A 19,698-nucleotide genomic window follows, 5' to 3' on the forward strand; every position below is an offset into this window, starting at 1 on the left:
AGTTGAGGAATAGTTATACCCGTATTCATTATTGTCAATTCCGGCGGCATGGGCCGCTGCCTATACTGCCGCATCAAACCCGTATCGCGCAAAGCTCCGCGCCTAACGTTAACCCGCATCGATCAGGGTTCCTGCTATTCGGGTTTTCATGAATCTATAACTGTCGATCAACATGGCTCTCATCAATTACATCACGCAGATACAGTTCGAATTCGGTGCCTTGCGGTTGCTGAAGAGCGAATGCGAACGGGTTGGCATTGCGAGGCCGCTCATCGTGACGGATCGCGGCATCAAGGCGGCGGGCATCGTAGACAAGGTGTTGTCCGCATTGGGCGCGGATCACGACGTACCGGTCTATGACGGCACGCCGCCCAATCCGAACGAAGCGGCGGTGCGCGATGCGGTCGCCGTGTTCGTCGATGAACGATGCGACGGAATCATCGCGGTGGGCGGAGGATCGTCGATCGATCTCGCGAAGGGCGTCGCGGTGTGCGCGACGCACGATGGTCCGTTGCAGAGCTTCGCCGTGATCGAAGGCGGCGCGACGCGCATCACGTCGGCGACCGCGCCCGTCATCGCGATTCCGACGACGGCGGGCACCGGCAGCGAGGTCGGGCGCGGCGCAATCCTGATTCTCGACGACGGCAGAAAGGTCGGCGTGATATCGCCCTTCGTGGTGCCGAAGTCCGCGATCTGCGATCCCGAGCTCACGCTGAAGCTGCCCGCGACGATGACAGCCGCAACGGGCATGGATGCGATCGCGCATTGCATCGAGACGTTCATGGCGCCCGCATTCAATCCCGCGGCCGACGGCATCGCGCTCGACGGATTGTGGCGAGCATGGCGTCACATCGAACGTGCTACGAACCATCCCGACGACAAGATCGCGCGCTTGAACATGATGAGCGCATCGATGCAAGGCGCGCTCGCTTTTCAAAAAGGTCTGGGATGCGTGCACAGCCTCAGTCATTCGCTCGGCGGCATGAATCCGCGTCTGCATCACGGCACGCTCAACGCGATCTTTCTGCCCGCCGTGATCGCGTTCAATCAGGATGCGCCCACGGTTCGGGAAGAAGGCAAGCTCGCGCGGCTCGCGCAAGCGATGGGCCTCGAAAATGCCGCGAACGTCGGGCCTTCGATCAGGGAGATGACGCATCGTCTCGGTCTTCCCGCGACGCTATCGAGCGTCGGCGTTACGCACGACATGTTTCCCGGCATCGTCAAGGGCGCGTTGAAGGACCACAGTCATAAAACCAATCCGCGCGACGCATCCGAAAGCGACTATCGCGCGATGCTCGAAGCGTCGTTCTGAGCGGGAGAAGACATGGGAGACAAGCTCACCATCGGGCGCCACGGCGATATCGCCATCGTCACGCTCGATAACCCCGAGAAGATGAATGCGCTCACGCTCTCGATGTGGCGCGATCTCGGCGCGGCAATGACGCAGCTATCCGACGATGACAGCGTTCGATGCGTCGTCCTGCGCGGCGCGGGAACGAAGGCGTTCGCAGCGGGCGCGGATATCGGCGAGTTCGCCACGCTTCGATCGAATCGCGAACAGGCGCGTGCATATGCGCAGATCACGACCAACGCAATGGATGCGATCGCGCAGTGCCGCCATCCCGTCGTCGCGATGATTCACGGCGTATGCGTCGGCGGCGGGCTCGAAATCGCCTCGCTCTGCGACATCCGCATTTGCGGCGAATCGAGCCGCTTCGGCGCGCCCGTCGGACAACTCGGTCTCACGATGTCATACGCGGAATTCGGCGCGCTTATTCGTCTCGCGGGCCGTCCGGTAGCGATGGAGATCGTGCTCGAAGGACGCATCTTCGATGCACGCGAAGCGCTTGCGAAGGGACTGACATCGCGCGTCGTCGCCGACGATGCCGTCGAGGAAGAAGCCATCGCCACCGCGCGGCGTATTGCACGCAGCGCGCCGCTCGTCGCGCGCTGGCATAAGGCAGCGTCGAACACGTTGACGCCATCGCCCGCGCTCACGGATGCCGATATCGAATCCGCCTTCGATTGCTTCGATACCGAGGACTTTCGCATCGGCGCCGCCGCATTCAATGCAAAACAGAAGCCAGTCTTCAAGGGAAAGTGAAATGGGTCCGCTGAGTGGAATGAAAGTGGTTGAACTGGCGCACATCATGTCCGGGCCGGTGTGCGGCATGATGCTCGCCGACATGGGCGCGGATGTCGTCAAGGTCGAGAAAGTGCCCGACGGCGACGATTCGCGCCGCTTCTCGCCGATACTGCCGAGCGGCGAATCCGCGTCGTTCATGATCGTCAATCGCAACAAGCGCGGCATCGGTCTCAATCTGAAGAGCGAAGGCGGTCGCGAAGTATTGAAACGATTGTTATCGGATGCGGATGTCGTCACGGAGAACTATCGCGCCGGGACGATGGAGAAGTTCGGCCTCGGCTACGACACGCTCAAGGAACTCAATCCGGGACTCATCTATTGCGCTATCTCGGGCTTCGGCCGCACGGGGCCGTTCGGCGAGAAGGGCGGCTTCGATCTCATCGCGCAAGGCATGAGCGGCATGATGAGCATGACGGGCGAAGAGGGACGCGAGCCCGTCAAGGCCGGCTCGCCCGTCGCCGACATCAACTCGGGCATTCTCGCGGCGCTCGGCATTGCGGCGGCGTATGCGCAGAAGCTGCGCACGGGACGCGGCCAGATGGTCGACACGTCGCTCTTCGAAGCGGGCCTGCAGCAGATGTTCTGGCCCGCGGCGAGCTATCTCGCGGACGGCACCATTCTGCCGAAGATGGGTTCTGCGAATTCGACGAGCGCGCCATATCAGGTCTTCAAGACGAGCGATGGCTGGATCAACATCGGCGCGGCCAATCAGAGCAATTACGAGCGGCTGCTCGACGTGCTCGATGCGCCGCAACTCGCGAGCGATCCGCGCTTCGCGACGAACGCGCTGAGGCTTGAGCATCGCGAAGCGCTGGTTGCGATCCTCAATGAATTGCTCGTGCGCCGAAGCACGGATGAATGGATGGCGCAGTTCGACCGCATCGGTCTGCCTGCCGGTCCCGTGCTCGATATTGCAGCGGCGCTCGCGCATCCGCAGACGATCGCGCGCGAGATGGTCGTCGAGACCGATCATCCGCTGGCGGGCAAGGTCAGAGGCCTCGGTCTGCCGATTCACTTCTCCGATGCGAAGCGCTCGGGAAATCGTCCCGCGCCCTTGCTCGGCGAGCACACGCGAGAAGTGCTGATGGAGTCGGGTTATTCGGAAGCGGATGTCGACAAACTGATCGAAGAGAAAGCCGTAGTAGCGCTGCCGCATTAAAGACGCGATCGAAAACGCGCAAGACATAATTCAGGAGACAAACATGAGTGGAACCATCACGCGTCGGGATTTCCTGACGACGGCGGGACTAGCCGTGGCCGCGACGGCGGCGGGCATGAGCCTGCCGACACGCGCATTCGCGCAAACCGCGCCCATCGTTCTCAAATACGCGAGCAGCCTGCCGGACAGTCATCCGCTCAACGCGCACATGCGCGAGGCTTCCGCCGCGATCAAGAAGGAGACGAACGGCCGCGTCGATCTTCAGGTCTTCGCGAACGCGCAAATGGGCGGCGACACCGACATGCTTTCGCAAGTGCGCGCGGGCGGCGTCGATTTCATTCCGTTGCCGGGCGCGATCCTGTCGACGCTCGTGCCGGTTGCATCGATCGAAAGCGTGCCCTTCGCGTTCAAGAACTACGACGCCGTATGGGCCGCGATGGACGGCGATCTCGGCAAGCACGTGCGCGAGCAAGCCGCGAAAGCTGGGCTCATCGCGATGGATAAGGTCTGGAACAACGGCTTCAGGCAGATCACCAGTTCGACGCGTCCCATCACGACGCCCGCCGATCTCAAGGGCTTCAAGATCCGCGTGCTGGTCAGCCCGCTATGGACCTCGATGTTCAAGACCTTCGGCGCGGCGCCCACCGGCATCAGCATCAACGAGACGTACTCCGCGCTGCAAACGAAGGTCGTCGAGGGTCAGGAGAATCCGCTTGTCGTGGTGCAGTCCGCGCGCTTCTATGAAGTGCAAAAGTACTGCTCGCTGACGGGACATATCTGGAACGGCTTCTGGCTGCTCGCGAGCGGCAAGACCTGGCCGAAACTGCCCAAGGATGTGCAGGACGTCGTCGCGCGCAACATCAACGAAGCGGCGATGAAGCAGCGCGAAGAAGTTATCCGCCTCAATCAGAGCCTCGAGCCCATGCTCACGGCCAAAGGCGTCACCTTCAACAAGGTGGATCAACAGGCGTTCCGCGCGGACCTGCAGCAAAAGGGCTTCTATGCCGAATGGAAGAAGAAGCACGGTGATGCGGCATGGGGACTTCTCGAGAAGTATTCAGGGCAGCTTTCGTGAGCAAGGAGCGGATCATGAGCACCGACGTTTCTCTCGGAACCATGCCTGTTGCGGTTGCGAGCAAGCCCTCCGGGCCGGTTGCAAAGGCGGGTCATGTTCTCGATGCGTGCATCCGCTGGTCGACTGAATTGTGCGCGGCGGCGCTGGTGGTGGCCGAAGTGGTCCTGCTGTTCGCGAACGTATTCTTTCGCTATGTGCTGCACGATCCGCTGATCTGGGGCGACGAACTCGCGACGCTTCTGTTCATCTGGCTCGCGATGCTCGGCGCGGTCATCGCATTGCGCCGTCATGAGCACATGAGGCTCACGACATTCATCGCGCATCTGAATCCCGCGAGGCGCGCGTTCGTCGATACGTTCGGCGCCGTCATCGTCATCGCGTTCATCATGGCGCTGCTGTCGCCGGCGTGGGAGTACGTGTCGGAAGAGTGGGCCATCACGAGCGCGGCGCTGGAAATATCCAATGGTTATCGCGTTGCCGCGCTCGCGGTTGGCCTCACGCTGATGCTCGCGATTTCCGTCGCGCGTCTCATGGAACAGGCGCGTCCGTTGCACTTCGTGATCTCGGCGGTCGTGGTCGGCGGCATCGCGGCCGCGCTGATGACGTTCAAGATCGCGATGACCGCGCTCGGCAACTGGAACCTCGTGATTTTCTTCGTCGTCGCGGTCGTGTTCATGGTGGTGATCGGCGTGCCGATCATGGTGGCGTTCGGGTTATCGACCGTCGCGTATCTGAGCACGGTGACGCTCACACCGATGCTCGTCGTGATGGGCCGTATCGACGAAGGCATGTCGAGTCTGATCCTGCTCGCGATTCCGTTGTTCGTATTCCTCGGCGCGCTGATCGAAGCGATGGGCATGGCGCAGGCGATGATCCGCTTTCTCGCATCGCTGATCGGGCATTTCAAGGGCGGGCTGTCGTATGTGCTGATCGGCGCGATCTATCTCGTAAGCGGCATCTCGGGATCGAAGGCCGCGGATATGGCCGCTGTCGCGCCGGCGCTCTTTCCGGAGATGAAAAAACGCGGCGAGGACGAGAACGAGCTGGTCGCGATGTTGAGCGCATCGGGCGCGATGTCGGAGACCATTCCGCCGAGTCTCGTACTGATCACCATCGGATCGGTGACGGGCGTGTCGATCTCCGCATTGTTTACGGGCGGCTTCATGCCGGCAGTCGTGGGCGCGCTCGCGATGATCGCGGTCATCTGGTTGAAGAACCGCAAGCGCGAGCTGAAGGAAGTCGCACGCGCGAAACCGCGTGAAGTCGGCAGGGCGTTTTTGTTTGCGCTGCCGGCGCTGGCGTTGCCGTTCGTGATTCGCGCGGCGGTCGTCGAAGGGATCGCCACCGCGACCGAAGTCGCTTCCGTGGGCGTTGCTTATACGTTCGTCGTCGGCCTCGTGTTTTATCGCTCGTTCAAGTGGAATCGCCTGTATCCGATCATCGTCGGCACGGCTTCGTTGTCGGGGGCGATTCTGATCATTATCGGCTGCGCCACCGCGATGGCCTGGGCGTTGACGCAATCGGGCTTCTCGCGTCAGCTCGCGCAGTTGATGTCGACGGCGCCCGGCGGATCGATGGGCTTCCTGCTGATATCGGCGGCCGCGTTCGTGTTGCTCGGCAGTTTCCTCGAAGGCATTCCCGCGATCGTGCTGTTCGGGCCGCTGCTCTTTCCGGTCGCGCGTTCGCTCGGCATCAACGAGGTCCATTACGCGATGGTCGCCATCTTCGCGATGGGGCTCGGACTCTTCGCGCCGCCTTTCGGCGTGGGCTTCTATGCCGCGTGCGCGATTGCAAAGGTCGATCCTGATGGCGCGATGAAACGCGTGTGGCCGTATCTCGGCGCGCTCGCGGTTGCGCTGCTGTTGCTTGTCGCCGTGCCTTGGGTTTCCACGGGCTTTCTACCCGCGAATTGATTGGCGATCGACGTATGCATATGAAAGACATCGCGCCGGACGAGATCCGGATCATCGATGCGCATCATCATCTCTGGGATCTGTCGGAAGGGCGTTATCCGTGGTTGCAGGACGACTATCACGAAGCGTTTTTTCTCGGCGATTACCGCAGCATCTGCCGCGACTTTCTGCCCGAGGACTATCTTGCGACCGTCAGCGCGCAACCGGTTATAAGTACCGTGCATGTCGAAGCGGAACGCGCGCGAAATGAACAGGTTGCAGAAACGCGCTGGCTTCACGAAGTGCATGCCAGATACGGCTTTCCGGGCGCTGTGATCGCGCACGCATGGTTCGATAGGCCCGACACGGAAGAGATACTCGCGCAACACGCAGCCTATCCGCTCGTGCGTGGCATTCGTTCGAAGCCTGTGACGTCGCGTGGTCCGGACGAGCCGCTCGACAATCTTCGCGGAACGATGCGAGACCCGGCGTGGCTGGAAGGATTTTCTCTGCTCGACAAGTTCGACTTTTCGTGGGACTTGCGCGTGCCGCCGTGGCATCTCGCCGATGCCGCTGAAGTGGCGAGCGCGTTCCCGAACACGAAGATAGCGTTGAATCACACGGGTTTCCCATGGGATCGAAGCGATGAAGGTCTCGCACGATGGCGGCGGGGAATGGAACAGCTCGCGAGACAGCCGAACGTGTTCGTGAAGTTATCGGAATTCGGCCTGAAGGATGCGCCCTGGAACCATGAAGACAATCGGCAGATCGTCCTCGATGCGGTCTCGATCTTTGGGGTCGACCGTTGTATGTTCGCGAGCAATTTTCCGGTAGCGGGTTTGAGAGTGAGCTATGACGTTCTCGTCGATAGCATGAGAAAGATGCTCGAACCGCTTGGGCGTGATGCGTCGGAGAAGATTTTCTACCGCAACGCGTTGCAGTTTTATCGAATGATCGTTTAGAGAATTGCTCATGTCAGATGCTATGGAACTTCGCCGCCGATTCCTCGAAAGCGGCGCGGACGATGATTTGCCTATCGCCGATGCGCATCAACATTCTTCGATGTAGAGCGCAATTATTATCCGTGGCTTGCCGACAAGCCGGTGGAGAACTTTCGCTACGGCAATTACGACAAGATTCGGCGCACCTTTCTGCCCCATGATTATTTGCGCGCGGCGGGGCATCACAAGGTCGTGAAGACGGTGCTTATCGAAGGTGAGTGGAATCCGGCTGATCCGCTGGGCGAATTGCGCTGGGTCGAATCGCTACAGCGCGAACAGGGCTTTCCGCATGCAATGAGCGCTCAGGCGTGGCTCGATCGTGAAGACGTGGATGAAGTCCTCGCTGTCTATGGACGTCATCCGCTGGTCAAAGGCATTCGGCACAAGCCTGCCGCCGTGCCGCGTGCTCAATACCGGGACGACTTCGTTGCGCCGGGATCGATGCGCGATACGAAGTGGCGCGATGGTTACGCCAAACTGCATGCTCATGGGTTGTTGTTCGAACTGCAGGTGTTCTGGTGGCATTTCGGTGAAGCCGCTGAACTGGCCGGCGATTTTCCCGGCACGACGATCGTGATCAATCACACCGGGTTGCCGGCTGATCGTTCGGAAGAAGGCTTGCATGCATGGCGTGCAGCGCTCGAACGCGTGGCGCGTGAACCTAATGTGCATTTGAAAATCTCCGGGATTTGTATTCCGGGGCAGCGGTGGAGTGTGGCCGCGAATGGGCCGGTTGTGCGCACTGCCATCGATATGTTCGGCGCGCGGCGTTGCTCGTTCGCCAGTAACTATCCGGTCGACGGTGTCGTGGATCGTATGAGCGATATCTTCGATGGGTTTAAGGAGATCGTGCGGGGGTTTTCGGTGGAGGATCGGTTGAGGTTGTTCTACGACAATGCGGTGCGCGTTTATGGAATGTGAACGATGTCGTGATCTGCCATAGGCGACTATGACGCAGCGTGCCTTATTGTGGAACATATGATTTCGGTCCATTGTGCTCTGCGTTCCAATCCATCGGATTGGCGATGGTGAATTTGAAGCGCGGACGGAGCTCGCGTGCGCGGCTCCCAGGCTGAGCACCGCCAGTCCCCCGATTTGGTGCGGGACTTGATCAGTTATGCGCGAAGGATGGAGCATCACTTATTCAATTAAGTTTACATAATCTTTATGATCGATTTTTTGTAAGGCGCTTACATAAGATCGGCTCTTGCCAACCCATTCAACAACCAACTACCTCACATCAAAACATTTAATTTGCCGCTATCCACTGTCTCCGATATTTTCTACAGGTCCCCAAACCCCGGACCACGCACCACCGCCACAACGGTTCGTCGGTAAGCGAAAAGCAGCAACTGGCCCGCGCGCGTTCCATCGCCGAACGCGCCGATGCGCTGATCTATCAGCCCGCATCGTTCGGCACCGTTGCAACGCGCAGCCATTCCCGGCGATCGCGCATTACCGCCGTCCTGCGATTACGCGCGGCAGACGTGCGCGTCTTCATCGGCAACGACAACATCCAGGATGCCTTAGTGGCCGTACGGCAATGGCGACATGCTGCAACGAGCGATGCTCATCGTTATCGCTCCGGTTTCTATACTGACCATGAACTGCGCGTCGCGCTTCACGTGTCGACCGGCGTCGCCGCCGCCGCGGTGCTCGGCCTCGACGCTCACGGATCGAAGCCCGGTGACAACGCGACCTTCGTCATCGTAAAGGCGCTCAACGCCGCGGCAGCTGTTGCCGCCGTGCCAGCGGAGCGCACGATCGTGCGCAGTGGAAAGTTCGAGTCCGGTCACGCCGGACATCAACACGGCGTCGCCATCAATGCGACGGCGTGAACCCTAACGGAGACTTACGTATGTCAACCAATACCTACTATGCGCCTCACGGCGGTCATCCGTCGCAGAAGGAACTGCTGACCGATCGCGCAATGTTCACCGAAGCGTATGCCGTCATCCCTAAAGGCGTGATGCGCGATATCGTCACCAGTCATCTGCCGTTCTGGGACAAGACGCGTCTGTGGGTACTGGCGCGGCCGCTGTCCGGATTCGCCGAAACGTTCTCGCAATACATCATGGAAGTGGCGTCCGGCGGCGGCAGCGAGCATCCCGAACAGGATCCGAATGCCGAAGGCGTGCTCTTCGTCGTGGAAGGCGAGATCGAAGTGACGCTGCAAGGCATCCTGCACGTCCTGAAGACCGGCGGCTATGCGTTCATTCCACCGGGCACCAACTGGCAGTTGCGCAATCGTCATAAGGATACGGCTCGCTTTCACTGGGTTCGCAAGCACTATGAAGCCGTGGATGGCGTGCCGCTTCCCGAAGCCTTCGTGACGAACGAGCAGGACATCGAGCCGATTCCGATGCCCGGCACCGAGGGACGCTGGGTGACCACGCGCTTCGTCGATACCAGCGACATGCGTCACGACATGCACGTGAACATCGTCACGTTCCAGCCCGGCGGCGTCATCCCGTTCGCGGAAACGCACGTGATGGAGCATGGTCTCTACGTGCTGGAAGGCAAGGCGGTCTATCGGCTGAATCAGGACTGGGTCGAAGTGGAAGCAGGTGACTTCATGTGGCTGCGCGCGTTCTGCCCGCAAGCGTGTTATGCAGGCGGGCCGAGCCGCTTCCGCTATCTGCTGTACAAGGACGTCAACCGGCACATGAAGCTGACGCTCAACGCGCCGCGCTGAACTCCAAGCGATACGGCACGCCCTTCTAGTCAGGCGTGCCGCAAGGCTTCAATAGTGGCTGTGACCCCACAACGTTCGCGGCGCGTCCAGCAGATGGCGCAAGCCCGCGCGCTCGAACGTGCGATCCGCGATCTGCGAGACGCGTTCGAGTATCTCGCCTTCGTCGACCGACAGCACACGATAATCCTCCATCAAGATCTTTCCGCCGACTATCGTCATGCATACGTCGCCGGCATTCGCGAAACAGGTGATGCGATAGACGGGCATGTTGATCGGCATCAGATGCGGCTTGAAGAGGTCGACGAGGATGATGTCCGCCTGCTTCCCCGCTTCGAGCGAACCGAGCTCGTGATCGAGCGACAATGCCCGCGCGGCGTCGATCGTCACCATCTCCAGCACCTTGCCGTGCGGAAGCACACCCGGATCACGAAAGTGCCGCCGATGATAGTGCATGCACTGCCACATATGGCGGAACATGTCATAGCCCCGATCGGGCGCAGCGCCATCGGAGCCGATCGCCACCGTCACGCCCGCATCGATCAGCTCCGGCACCGGGCATCGTCCGATGATCGACATGATCGCGCTCGGGTTGTGCACGATCGAAGCGCCCGTCTCCACGCATGCCGCGATGTCGGCTTCCGTGAGATCGATCGCATGCGACATGAACGATCTTGCGTTCAGCAATCCCAACTCGCCATGCGCAAAATCGAGCGTGCCCGCGCGATGTCCGTCCTGCGTGAAACTCAAGTTTCGATCACGCGCCATCGACATGTAGCGCTCCGCTTCACGCCGATAGTCGCCTTCATATTGCGCGACTTCTGGATAATGCTCCGGCGCGAACACGGGCAATGTCAACGCGATCTGGATGCGGCCATCGGCATCGCCATGACAGGCATCGACGATGTCCTTGCATACGTCGAACATGCGTTCGAAACCGACGTCGTACGTTTCGCTGCCGTTTTCGCCGTGCCTTCTATACGACCGCGGCGCAGGCGGACGCGACGGACCGACCGCGACGATCGATCGCGTGCCTGTCCTCACCACCGCGTCGCAATGACGCCGCGCGTACACGGGATCGTCGACACGCATGATCGAATCTCCGCCGCCCAGCAGCGAGACGCCTGTCGTCACACCGGCCTTCAAACGCTCAAGTGACGCGAGATGCGACTCCGTTTCCCAGAAGGCTTCGTCCGAAGCGCGCGTATAGATCGCCTCGCACGCCGCCGTCCATGCATTGCCATCCGCACCGCCGATCGTTCTGAGCATCGCGTGCCCGGCATGCGCGTGCGCATCGATCAAACCGGGCAATACGGCCTTGCGGCGCGCATCGATCACGCGCCCTGCCCGGTATCGCCGCTTCAGCTCGTTCGTGTCGCCCACGGCGACGATGCGATCGCCTTTCATCGCCACCGCGCCGTCATCGATCACACGGCGCGAAGAATCCATCGTGATGACGCAGCCGTGTTCGATCAGTATGTCGACGTACTCAAGCTCGTTCATCACGTGAGCGCTCCATCGCGCGCGACGATGCGTCCGTTCGACACGACGAGCTTGCGCGCCGGCCGCGCGGCGACCGCATGCGCGACGCTCTGCGCATCGACCAGCACGAGATCCGCGCGTGCGCCTGCATGCAGGCCATAGTCGGCGAAACCACAGCCGCGCGCGGCGGCGTCGCTGACGCAATCGAATGCGATCATGAGATCGTCGTCGCGACGAAGGTCGTAGCGCATGCCGATCAGCATCGCACGTTCGAGCATGTCGGGAACGCCATATGGCGACCACGTGTCGCGAATGCCGTCGCTGCCGCCGAACATCGTGATGCCCTTCTCGCGGCAAAGCTTGAGCGGTGGAACCGTGCGCGAAGGCGGCGCACTCGTCAGCAACGCCACGCGCAGATGAGCGATGCGATCCAGCAACGCATCGCGTTCGCGCTCCGGCAACGCGCCCAGACAAAAGCCGTGACTGACGACCACTTTGCCCTGCATGCCCATCGCCTCGACGCGGTCGAGCAGAAGCCTCAGCGTGAATGCGCCTATCTCAGCGGGCTCGTGCAGATGGATATCGATCGGCTTGCCATGACGTTGCGCGAGCGCAAAGGTCGCATCGAGCGATGCAACGGGATCGCCGTCGATCAACGCGGGATCGAGCGCGCCGAGCACGTCGGCGCCTTCAGCGAGCGCGCTGTCGAGCAGTTCTACCGTGCCCGGACGAACCAGCATGCCCGACTGCGGAAACGCGACGATCTGCATCTCCAGCATGTCGCGCATCGTGTGCCGCGTTGCGAGCACGCCTTCGAGATAGCGCAGGCCTGCATCGGTATCGATATCGACATGCGTGCGCAAACGCGTAGTGCCCGCCTGCACGAATGCGCGCGACAGCGCGAGCGATTGCGCGCCCGCATCGTGCCCCGATGTCTTGCGCCACTCGCGTTCGTTATTGATGCGATCGGTGAGCAGCGGGCCGACTTCGTTGCGATACCACGGGCGTCCCCAGTTGCTCTTGTCGACGTGCGTATGGCCTTCGACGAAGCCCGGCAGCAGCAGCGCGCCGCCGCCATCTTCGACATGCGCGCCGTTTGGCGCCATGACATGCGCGCCGATCGCTTCGATACGGCCATCGACGATGGAAACGGAAACGCGTTGACCATCGGCCAGCCGCACATTGGAGAGATATAGAGAGCGAGTCATGATTGTCATGCCGATCCGACGGCAGTATCGATACGCGCGCGCAGCATGCGTTGGGCGGCGCTGATTGCAATGAAGACCACGGCGTTCGCGAACAGCGCGACGAGCCCCATGTTGATCGATGTGAACGCGAGCGGCGCGTTGGGGAACACGGACGCGAGCGTCATGCCGTCCCAGCTCGACAACCCTAGCACGACGCCGCCCGCCGCGATGCCGCCGAACGCCGCTTCGCGTGTACCGAACGGGCGTTTGAGAAAGCTCGACGCAAGCATCGGCACGAGTTGCGTGAGCAGGCTCGACGAGAAGATCGCGAGCGCGACGAACGTCGCCCCGCCACGCAACACGAAGAACACGACGACCAGTGTGAAGAGCGGCAGCGCTATACGGGCGACGCGTGCGACATCTCGATCGCTTGCCTGCGGCGCGAAGCCTTCGCGATAGATGTTGCGCGCGATCGTCGTCGATGCATTGAGCATGATGAGCGAGCCCGGCACCAGCGCCGTGAGCAGCCCTGCCCCGCCGACGATGCCGACGAACCACGATGGGAAAGTCTGTTTGACGAGCCGCAGCAGCGCGAGATCGGTTTGCGCGCCTTCGAGCCCGTGGACGGTGAGCACCGCAGCGAACCCGACGAGAAACAGGAACGCGATGAGCACCTGATAGATCGGCATCAGGACGACGTTCCTGCGCAACGCCGATGCGTCGCGCGCCACATAGACGGCGGTGAAGCCGTGCGGATACAGGTAATACCCGAGCGACGTGAGAAGCAACGTCGAGTTGTACCAGCTCAGATTGAAACCGTGCTCGGGCATGCGCAGCAGTTCCGGATGTACGGCATCGATGCGCGCGAACATTTCGCCGAAGCCGCCGAAATAATGCAGCGGCAAATACGTCCCGAGAAAGATCGCGAGGCCGAGGATCAGCACATCCTTGAAGATCGCGATGCTCGCGGAACCGTGAATGCCCGAGACCGTCATGTACGCCACCATCAGCAGCGCGCTTATCCAGATCGCGGTGTTCTGCGAGATCAGGCCATACGACATCTCGGAGACGATGATCCCGAGACCGCGCAACTGAATGATCAGGAGCGACACCATCGCGAACACGGCCACGATCGATACCAGCACGCCGATCGCGCGGCTGTCGTACTTCGATGCGAAGTAATCGGCGAACGATACGAGGTTGCGATCCTTCGCATAGCGCCAGATGGCGGGCAGCATCCAGTAGCCGAGCACATACGCGAGGCATCCGTACGACAGGATATAGAACGCCGGCACGCCCTTGCTATAGGTCCAGCCGCTCGCGCCGAGGAACGAGAACGTCGAGAAGGCCTCGCCCGCCATCAGCAGGAAGGTCAGCAGCGAACCGAAGCCGCGTCCGCCGACCGCCCATTGCTCCAGGCTGAGCTGTTTGCCGCGCCGCGCGTACAGGCCCACGGCGAGCGCGAAGAGCGCGAACAGAACGATGATGATCAGCGACGCGTTCATTGCGGACCTCCCGCGCGCGTGTTCACGCTCGCCGCTTCGTCGCGGCTATCGAGGTAATAGATGAGCGCGAGGATCGCTGCGGTCGCCGCCATCCAGAAGAGATTCCACACGAGCAGAAAAGGCATGCCGAAGAGAAGCGGCGTATGCGCGGCGAGCGAGCCGCCCGAATAGAGGCCGATGAACGGCAGCGCGGCAAGAAGAATCCGGAGTTTCATGGGGTTCCTCGCGCGGCGATGCCATCGATCCATGCTGTCTTCATTCTTTGTCTCCGGGCATTTGCGGCGTAACGCAAGCCATTTTGTCTGACGTCGAGTGCTATTCGCATCGACGTCGGATGATGTTATCCATCTCCCCTTATAGTCAAAAATTAAATGTTCGAATGGATGTCAGTTGAAAACCGAATAGCTGAGAACGCGCACGCGTGATAGAAATGGGCCGATGAAACACGCTCACAAAGCACGTACGCCGCTCTTCGACCTGGATCTGCTGAAGGCCATCGTCATGGTGGCTGATTGCGGCACCTTCACTGCGGCCTCAGCGCGGCTGCATTCGACGCAATCGACAGTGAGCCAGAAGGTGCGTCGTCTGGAGGAGATGGCGGGACACAAGCTGCTCGAGCGCGGCAGCCGCGACGTTCGTCCGACCGACGCCGGAGAAACCTTGCTCGCTTACGCGCGCCGGATGCTCGCGCTCAACGATGAAATGATCGAGGCGCTATCGGGCACGAACGTGGGCCTGACAGTGCGTCTCGGCGTGCCGGAAGACTTCGTCGGAGGACCGACGACGCACATGCTCGCGGTGTTCAATCGCAAGCATCCGCAGGTGAAGCTCGAAGTGACGAGCGGATTGAGCCGCGATCTCAGCAGCAGCTACGATCGCGGCGATCTCGATCTGATCCTCGTGAAGCAGCGGCGCAATAGCCGCGAGGCTGTCGCGAGCTGGCCCGAGCAACTGAGATGGATCGACAGCGCGAAGAATCCGTCGATCGACCTCGATCCGATTCCGCTCGTCGCGTTTCCGCCGCGCGGGCTGTATCGCGACGACATGACCAACGCGATCGAAAGCATCGGACGGCGCTGGCGTCTGAGCTTCATCAGTTCGAGTCTGAGCGGCATTCAGGCGGCCGTCGCCGATGGTCTCGGAATCAGCCTTCTGCCGGCGCGGGCCGTTTCGCCGGATCATGTCGTGTTGACGACGAAGAGCGGCTTGCCGGCCATCGAGACGATGGATATCGCGCTGCTGCATCGCCCGACCGCAGATGCCGTCGTCAAGGAACTCGCGCGGGCATTGTCGCGGATGTTCGGTTCGCAGCGTCGATAGTTGCAATGGTAAGTAATTTGCATCGGCAGACGATTAGTTGCATGGCTTAATGAACCCATCCTCGCTCGATGAGCGGCACGTCCCACGCCGGCTCCGGGCCCAGCCGCTCAGCGAGAAACTCGACCAGCGCTTTCACCTTGAGCCCCTGACGTTGCGTCGCCGGATACACGGCTGCAAAATTCATCGGCGAGAGCGCGTAGTCCGCGAGAATCGGCACGAGCGTCCCGTCCAGCAGCGACGCGCTCGCCACCAGCGTCGGCAGACACACGATCCCGCCGCCTGTCAGTGCGTAGTCGTGCAGCAGATGAACGGAATTGGAGCGGATGATGCCGGGCAACTCGATCTCGACGATCTCGTCGCCGCGCGTCATCGTCCAGCGATTACGCGACGGATAACCCGAATAGAGCGCCGTCCTGTGATCCAGCAACTCACGCGGATGCCGCGGCGCGCCATGTTCTTGCAGATACGCAGGTGCGGCGCAAAACAATCGACGGACCGTGAAGAGACGCCGCTCGATCAGCGATTCGGAGATCGCCGGGAAGATTTGAAAGGCGACGTCGAAGCCTTCCTCGATCGGATCGACGACGCGATCATTGACGATCACGTCGAGCTGAATGCCGGGGTAGCGCCGATTGAATTCGGCAAGCGATGCGCCGAAGTGACCCAGCGCGAAGCCCGGCAACATCTGGATGCGCAGCCGTCCCGTTGGCGTCGCGCGCAACTCGCGCATCTGGTCGGTCAGTTCGTTGACGCGCCCCACTACTTCAGCGCAATCCCGATAGAACGCCTCGCCGACATCGGACAGGCGCACGTGTCGCGTGCTGCGATGAAACAGCGGCACGTTGAGAAACTTCTCGAGTTGCTGAATGCGCGTCGTGACCACCGAACTCGCGACCCCGAGCTGTCGCGCCGCCTCCGCGAAGCTGCTGGTCTCCGCGACCCGCACGAAGGCCTCGATGCTGAGAAAACGATCCATGCTGGTCCCTTTCGATCGTGTCCAGCATGTCAGTGTATCCGCTGCGCGCGTGGCTCCGGGGCAGCCGCGCTTACTCGGGCTGCTCGCCTCCAATGAGCTCGACCGCGCGCGCATTCCGGCGCAGTTTGGCGGGGGCGGTTTCTTCGAGCAGCAGGCTCACGCCGATACCGAGCAGCACCGCGCAGATCGGCAGCCAAAGAATATTCTGGATTCCGAATCGTGTTGCGACGAACCCGGCAAGCGCCGGCGCCACGCCGCCGCCGAAGATCTCCCCCGCACCCACCACGATCCCGATTGCGGTCGACACCATGCCGACGGGAGCCGCCTCCGTCGCGACCGGCCCGGAGAGCAGCGAAACGAGGCCGAGCGTGAAGAAGGACGCGACGAACAGCACGACGAACAGAACGAGCGGCTGCGCACCGACGCCGCGAAACACGTACAGCATGACCGCCGTCCCCGCAAAACCTGCGATGCTCGCGAGCCGTCTGCCGACGAGATCGGAAAGTCCCGGCAAACCGAACTGGCCGACGAACCCGCCGAAGCCGATCGCCGACACCACGATGCCCATGCGCTGCGTGTCCAGCGCGAGGTATTCGGTGAGATAAAGCGGCAGCATCGCGCCGAGCACGAAGACACCTGTCATCGCACAGAACAGCGCGACCATCGCGACGGGAATGTTGCGCCGCTTCAGCACGTCGCGCCAGTTGCCCTGCGCGGCCTTCGCCTGCGAATCCACGGACGCCGGCTCGATCGCTCGCGGCTCGCGAATCACGAAGAACATCAGCAGCCCGAGAATCAGGCCGGGAATGGACACGAGCGCGAAGACCCAGCGCCACGAGACCACGTTGAGCAATTGCGTCGCGATGATCGGCGAAAGCGCGAGCCCGAAAAGCGCGAATCCGCTTTGCTGAAGCCCGAGATTGAAGCCGCGCCGCTTCGGATGAGAGGCGTCCGCAGTCGCGGCAAAGCTCGTCGGACAGAACGAGCCTTCGGCGACGCCCATCAGCGCGCGCACGGCGATCAGACTGGCGAGACCACCCGCGACGCCCGAGAAACCGGATAGCAGCGAGAACGCGATGATCGCGGGAATCAACACCTTGCGCCGCCCGATCTTGTCGGAGATGCCGCCCATCAGCGCGGCGAACACGCCCCATGAGAGACCCAGTATGCCGATGCAGTTGCCGACGTCCTGCGCGGTGAGATGCAAGTCCTTCATGATCGCCGGGAAGAGCGGCGCGATCAGCCAGCGGTCCAGTCCGACGAGGCCGAAGCCGAGCGCAAGCAGCGTCACCGCTTTCCATTCGTAGGACGTATCCCATCGTTTCGAGGTCATCTTTGTCTCCTGAGTCGATGAAACCGAGAGTGACCCAGAGCTCTTCTGAAAAAAACGGCCGAACCGCCGAATGCGAGATTTGCGAAATGCGAACAATGGCGCAGCGGCAGTCCTCGCCGGGTACGGACGATGCGCGCCGAGCCGCATCAGGGATACTTCGGATGGACGCCCCGTGCATGCAGTAACCTTCACACACGGGCAGAAGGAGCACGCGACATGAGCAAACTATTGAATATCCGATCGACGGTCTCGGCACTGACGCTCTCGCTAGCCGCCTGCGCCATGAGCGGCGGCGGCATGCAGCAAAACACGACAAACCTGAGCGCCACGCAATGCCGCGATCTCACCGCACTCAGAAACCACGCGCCTCTCACGCGCGAGCGCAACCTCAGCGAACTGGCGGCGCTGGAGCGGGCGGGATACGACCCGTCGAAGTTTTACGATCCGTACTATCCCGACGATCTGCACGCCGCGCAGCGTCAGGTCGATCGCTGGTATCAGGCGGAATGTCCGCAGGCGCGATCGGATTGAGGCGGGAACGCTGCCGATATAATCGGCGTTCCGTCCAAAGAGGTTATCGCATGAAAACAGTCATCGCCTTGCTCGCAGCATCGGCCATCGCATCGAGCGCGTTTGCCGCCAACGCCGTCGACAAATTGCCGTCGGGTGTGGTCGTCGAGCACATCAAACAGGGCACGGGCCCGCAACCGAAAGCCGACGACGTGGTGAGCGTCAACTATCGCGGCACGCTCGCCAACGGCACCGAGTTCGACAGTTCGAGCAAGCACGGCGGCCCCGCGACCTTCCCGCTCAACCGTGTGATCCCGTGCTGGACGCAAGGCGTGCAGAAGATCAAGGTCGGCGGCAAGGCGAAGCTGAGCTGCCCCGCGGCAACCGCCTACGGTGATCGTGGCGTCGGCGCAATCCCGCCGAACAGCGACCTGACGTTCGAGGTCGAACTGCTCGGCATCCAGAAGTAAGCCGGCTGGCGAAGGCGCGTTCGAGTCACTCGCCGCCTTCGTCCCGCAACTGCGCGAGCGATGTACGTTGCTTGCCGTTCGCGTCGAAGTTGTCGTCGGCGAGCCAGCGCTCGAATGCGCGACGAATGCGCGGCCAGTCCTTGTCGATGATCGCGTACCACGCGGTATCGCGATTGCGTCCCTTGTAGACGATCGCCTGTCTGAAAATCCCTTCGAACTCGAAGCCGAGCCGCAGCGCTGTCTTGCGCGAAGGCGCGTTCAGGCTGTCGCACTTCCATTCATAACGCCGATAACCCAAGTCTTCGAAGACATAACGCATCAACAGATACTGCGCTTCAGTCGATATGCGCGTCTGCTTGAGCAAGGGCGAAAACGTGACGCTGCCCATTTCGATGACCCCATGCGCAGGCTCGATGCGCATCAGCGCGAGCGTGCCGATCGCCTTGCCGCTCGCGGAATCGACGACGGTGTAGTGAAGCGGATCGGCCGACGCCGCGGCTTTCGTGAGGTAGTCGCGAAATGCGTCGAAGTCCGTGAACGGTCCGACGAAGAGATAGGTCCAGTCGCTGCCATCCGGGGCCCGACCATAGGCGTCGAAGAGATCGGCCGCGTGGCGATCCACGTCGAGCGGCTCGATGCGGCAATGCCTGCCGTCGATGCCGACGCGCGCGGGCCGCTCGCGCGGCGTCCAGTCGATCACCGCTTCGCCGATGGGCTGCTGATATTCGTTGGTTCTCGTCATGCGTGAAGGCACTCCGGTTGCGTGAAAAGGATGAGTTCACAGTCTAAAACCTCAGCCATCAAAACGGACAGATTCTGAAATCTCAGAACGGCGCGCGACAGACCGCTTCCGTCGCCAAAAAATCTTCATGAAATCAGTGACTTGAAACGTCGTGTGCGCACGTCCCGCTTGGCACAGCCCTTGCCTTGTAATGAGCATAGACCCCGCC

General features: G+C 61.5%; 18 protein-coding genes and 1 pseudogene. 12 read left to right on the top strand and 7 right to left on the bottom strand.

Annotated features, from left to right (window positions below; genetic code table 11):
* Nucleotides 1-172 precede the first annotated feature (172 nt).
* The 9 genes from gbd to NCS28_RS29210 all read left to right on the top strand — a co-directional run bounded on the left by gbd (nt 173) and on the right by NCS28_RS29210 (nt 9,968).
* Nucleotides 173-1,312 carry a 4-hydroxybutyrate dehydrogenase gene (gene gbd / locus NCS28_RS29170; protein ID WP_250517272.1) on the top strand — a complete coding sequence of 380 codons (1,140 nt, stop codon included), beginning with the start codon at nt 173-175 and terminating at the stop codon, nt 1,310-1,312.
* A gap of 12 nt (nt 1,313-1,324) precedes the next feature.
* A complete protein-coding gene (locus NCS28_RS29175) occupies nt 1,325-2,104 on the top strand; it encodes an enoyl-CoA hydratase-related protein (protein WP_250517273.1) in 780 nt (259 codons plus the stop codon).
* Nucleotides 2,105-2,123: 19 nt separating this feature from the next.
* Nucleotides 2,124-3,305 carry a CaiB/BaiF CoA transferase family protein gene (locus NCS28_RS29180; RefSeq protein ID WP_250517274.1) on the top strand — a complete coding sequence of 394 codons (1,182 nt, stop codon included), beginning with the start codon at nt 2,124-2,126 and terminating at the stop codon, nt 3,303-3,305.
* A 43-nt stretch (nt 3,306-3,348) separates the two neighbouring features.
* A complete protein-coding gene (locus tag NCS28_RS29185) occupies nt 3,349-4,380 on the top strand; it encodes a TRAP transporter substrate-binding protein (protein WP_250517275.1) in 1,032 nt (343 codons plus the stop codon).
* 14 nt (nt 4,381-4,394) lie between these two features.
* Nucleotides 4,395-6,293 carry a TRAP transporter large permease gene (locus NCS28_RS29190; RefSeq protein WP_250517276.1) on the top strand — a complete coding sequence of 633 codons (1,899 nt, stop codon included), beginning with the start codon at nt 4,395-4,397 and terminating at the stop codon, nt 6,291-6,293.
* Nucleotides 6,294-6,307: 14 nt separating this feature from the next.
* A complete protein-coding gene (locus NCS28_RS29195) occupies nt 6,308-7,234 on the top strand; it encodes an amidohydrolase family protein (protein ID WP_250517277.1) in 927 nt (308 codons plus the stop codon).
* Nucleotides 7,235-7,375: 141 nt separating this feature from the next.
* The gene (locus tag NCS28_RS29200) at nt 7,376-8,194 is read left to right on the top strand and encodes an amidohydrolase family protein (protein WP_250517278.1); all 819 of its coding nucleotides are present in this window, start codon (nt 7,376-7,378) and stop codon (nt 8,192-8,194) included.
* Nucleotides 8,195-8,760: 566 nt separating this feature from the next.
* A complete protein-coding gene (locus tag NCS28_RS29205) occupies nt 8,761-9,111 on the top strand; it encodes an amidohydrolase family protein (protein WP_250517279.1) in 351 nt (116 codons plus the stop codon).
* A 20-nt stretch (nt 9,112-9,131) separates the two neighbouring features.
* Nucleotides 9,132-9,968: a bifunctional allantoicase/(S)-ureidoglycine aminohydrolase gene (locus NCS28_RS29210; RefSeq protein ID WP_250517280.1), complete on the top strand. Its 837-nt coding sequence runs from the start codon at nt 9,132-9,134 to the stop codon at nt 9,966-9,968.
* 48 nt (nt 9,969-10,016) lie between these two features.
* Here NCS28_RS29210 and NCS28_RS29215 read toward each other — a convergent pair whose 3' ends face one another.
* From NCS28_RS29215 to NCS28_RS29230, 4 genes are read right to left on the bottom strand one after another with little or no spacing between them, the layout of a single operon-like run.
* Nucleotides 10,017-11,468 (bottom strand): amidohydrolase family protein, encoded by a 1,452-nt coding sequence (locus NCS28_RS29215; RefSeq protein WP_250517281.1) that lies wholly within the window; start codon nt 11,466-11,468, stop codon nt 10,017-10,019.
* Complete coding sequence (locus NCS28_RS29220; RefSeq protein ID WP_250517282.1) at nt 11,468-12,655, bottom strand: amidohydrolase family protein; 1,188 nt, start codon at nt 12,653-12,655, stop codon at nt 11,468-11,470. Before NCS28_RS29220 ends, NCS28_RS29215 begins: the two co-directional genes overlap by 1 nt.
* Before the next feature lie 5 nt (nt 12,656-12,660).
* Nucleotides 12,661-14,139, bottom strand: coding sequence for a sodium:solute symporter family protein (locus NCS28_RS29225; RefSeq protein WP_250517283.1), 1,479 nt, complete (start codon nt 14,137-14,139; stop codon nt 12,661-12,663).
* Nucleotides 14,136-14,354, bottom strand: a complete 219-nt coding sequence (locus NCS28_RS29230) for a DUF3311 domain-containing protein (RefSeq protein WP_250517284.1) — start codon at nt 14,352-14,354, stop codon at nt 14,136-14,138. Before NCS28_RS29230 ends, NCS28_RS29225 begins: the two co-directional genes overlap by 4 nt.
* 223 nt (nt 14,355-14,577) lie before the next feature.
* Here NCS28_RS29230 and NCS28_RS29235 point away from each other — a divergent pair, with 223 nt between their 5' ends.
* A complete protein-coding gene (locus NCS28_RS29235; RefSeq protein WP_250517285.1) occupies nt 14,578-15,459 on the top strand; it encodes a LysR family transcriptional regulator in 882 nt (293 codons plus the stop codon).
* A 46-nt stretch (nt 15,460-15,505) separates the two neighbouring features.
* On the opposite strand, the gene NCS28_RS29240 is transcribed toward NCS28_RS29235, so the two are convergent.
* On the bottom strand, nt 15,506-16,435 hold the full coding sequence (locus tag NCS28_RS29240) for a LysR family transcriptional regulator (protein WP_250517286.1): 930 nt from the start codon (nt 16,433-16,435) through the stop codon (nt 15,506-15,508).
* Nucleotides 16,436-16,505: 70 nt separating this feature from the next.
* A complete protein-coding gene (locus tag NCS28_RS29245) occupies nt 16,506-17,768 on the bottom strand; it encodes an MFS transporter (protein WP_250517287.1) in 1,263 nt (420 codons plus the stop codon).
* A gap of 216 nt (nt 17,769-17,984) precedes the next feature.
* Here NCS28_RS29245 and NCS28_RS29250 point away from each other — a divergent pair, with 216 nt between their 5' ends.
* Both NCS28_RS29250 and NCS28_RS29255 read left to right on the top strand, forming a co-directional pair.
* Entirely contained in the window at nt 17,985-18,299 is a 315-nt protein-coding gene (locus tag NCS28_RS29250; RefSeq protein ID WP_250517288.1) for a DUF4148 domain-containing protein, read from the top strand.
* Between the two features lie 50 nt (nt 18,300-18,349).
* Entirely contained in the window at nt 18,350-18,748 is a 399-nt protein-coding gene (locus NCS28_RS29255; RefSeq protein ID WP_250517289.1) for an FKBP-type peptidyl-prolyl cis-trans isomerase, read from the top strand.
* Between the two features lie 43 nt (nt 18,749-18,791).
* On the opposite strand, the pseudogene NCS28_RS29260 reads toward NCS28_RS29255, so the two are convergent.
* A pseudogene (locus tag NCS28_RS29260) lies at nt 18,792-19,490 on the bottom strand (GNAT family N-acetyltransferase); the annotation flags it as partial.
* Nucleotides 19,491-19,698 lie beyond the last annotated feature (208 nt).

It is taken from the genome of Caballeronia sp. INDeC2 (assembly GCF_023631325.1).
In the GTDB taxonomy this organism is placed as follows: Bacteria; Pseudomonadota; Gammaproteobacteria; order Burkholderiales; family Burkholderiaceae; genus Caballeronia.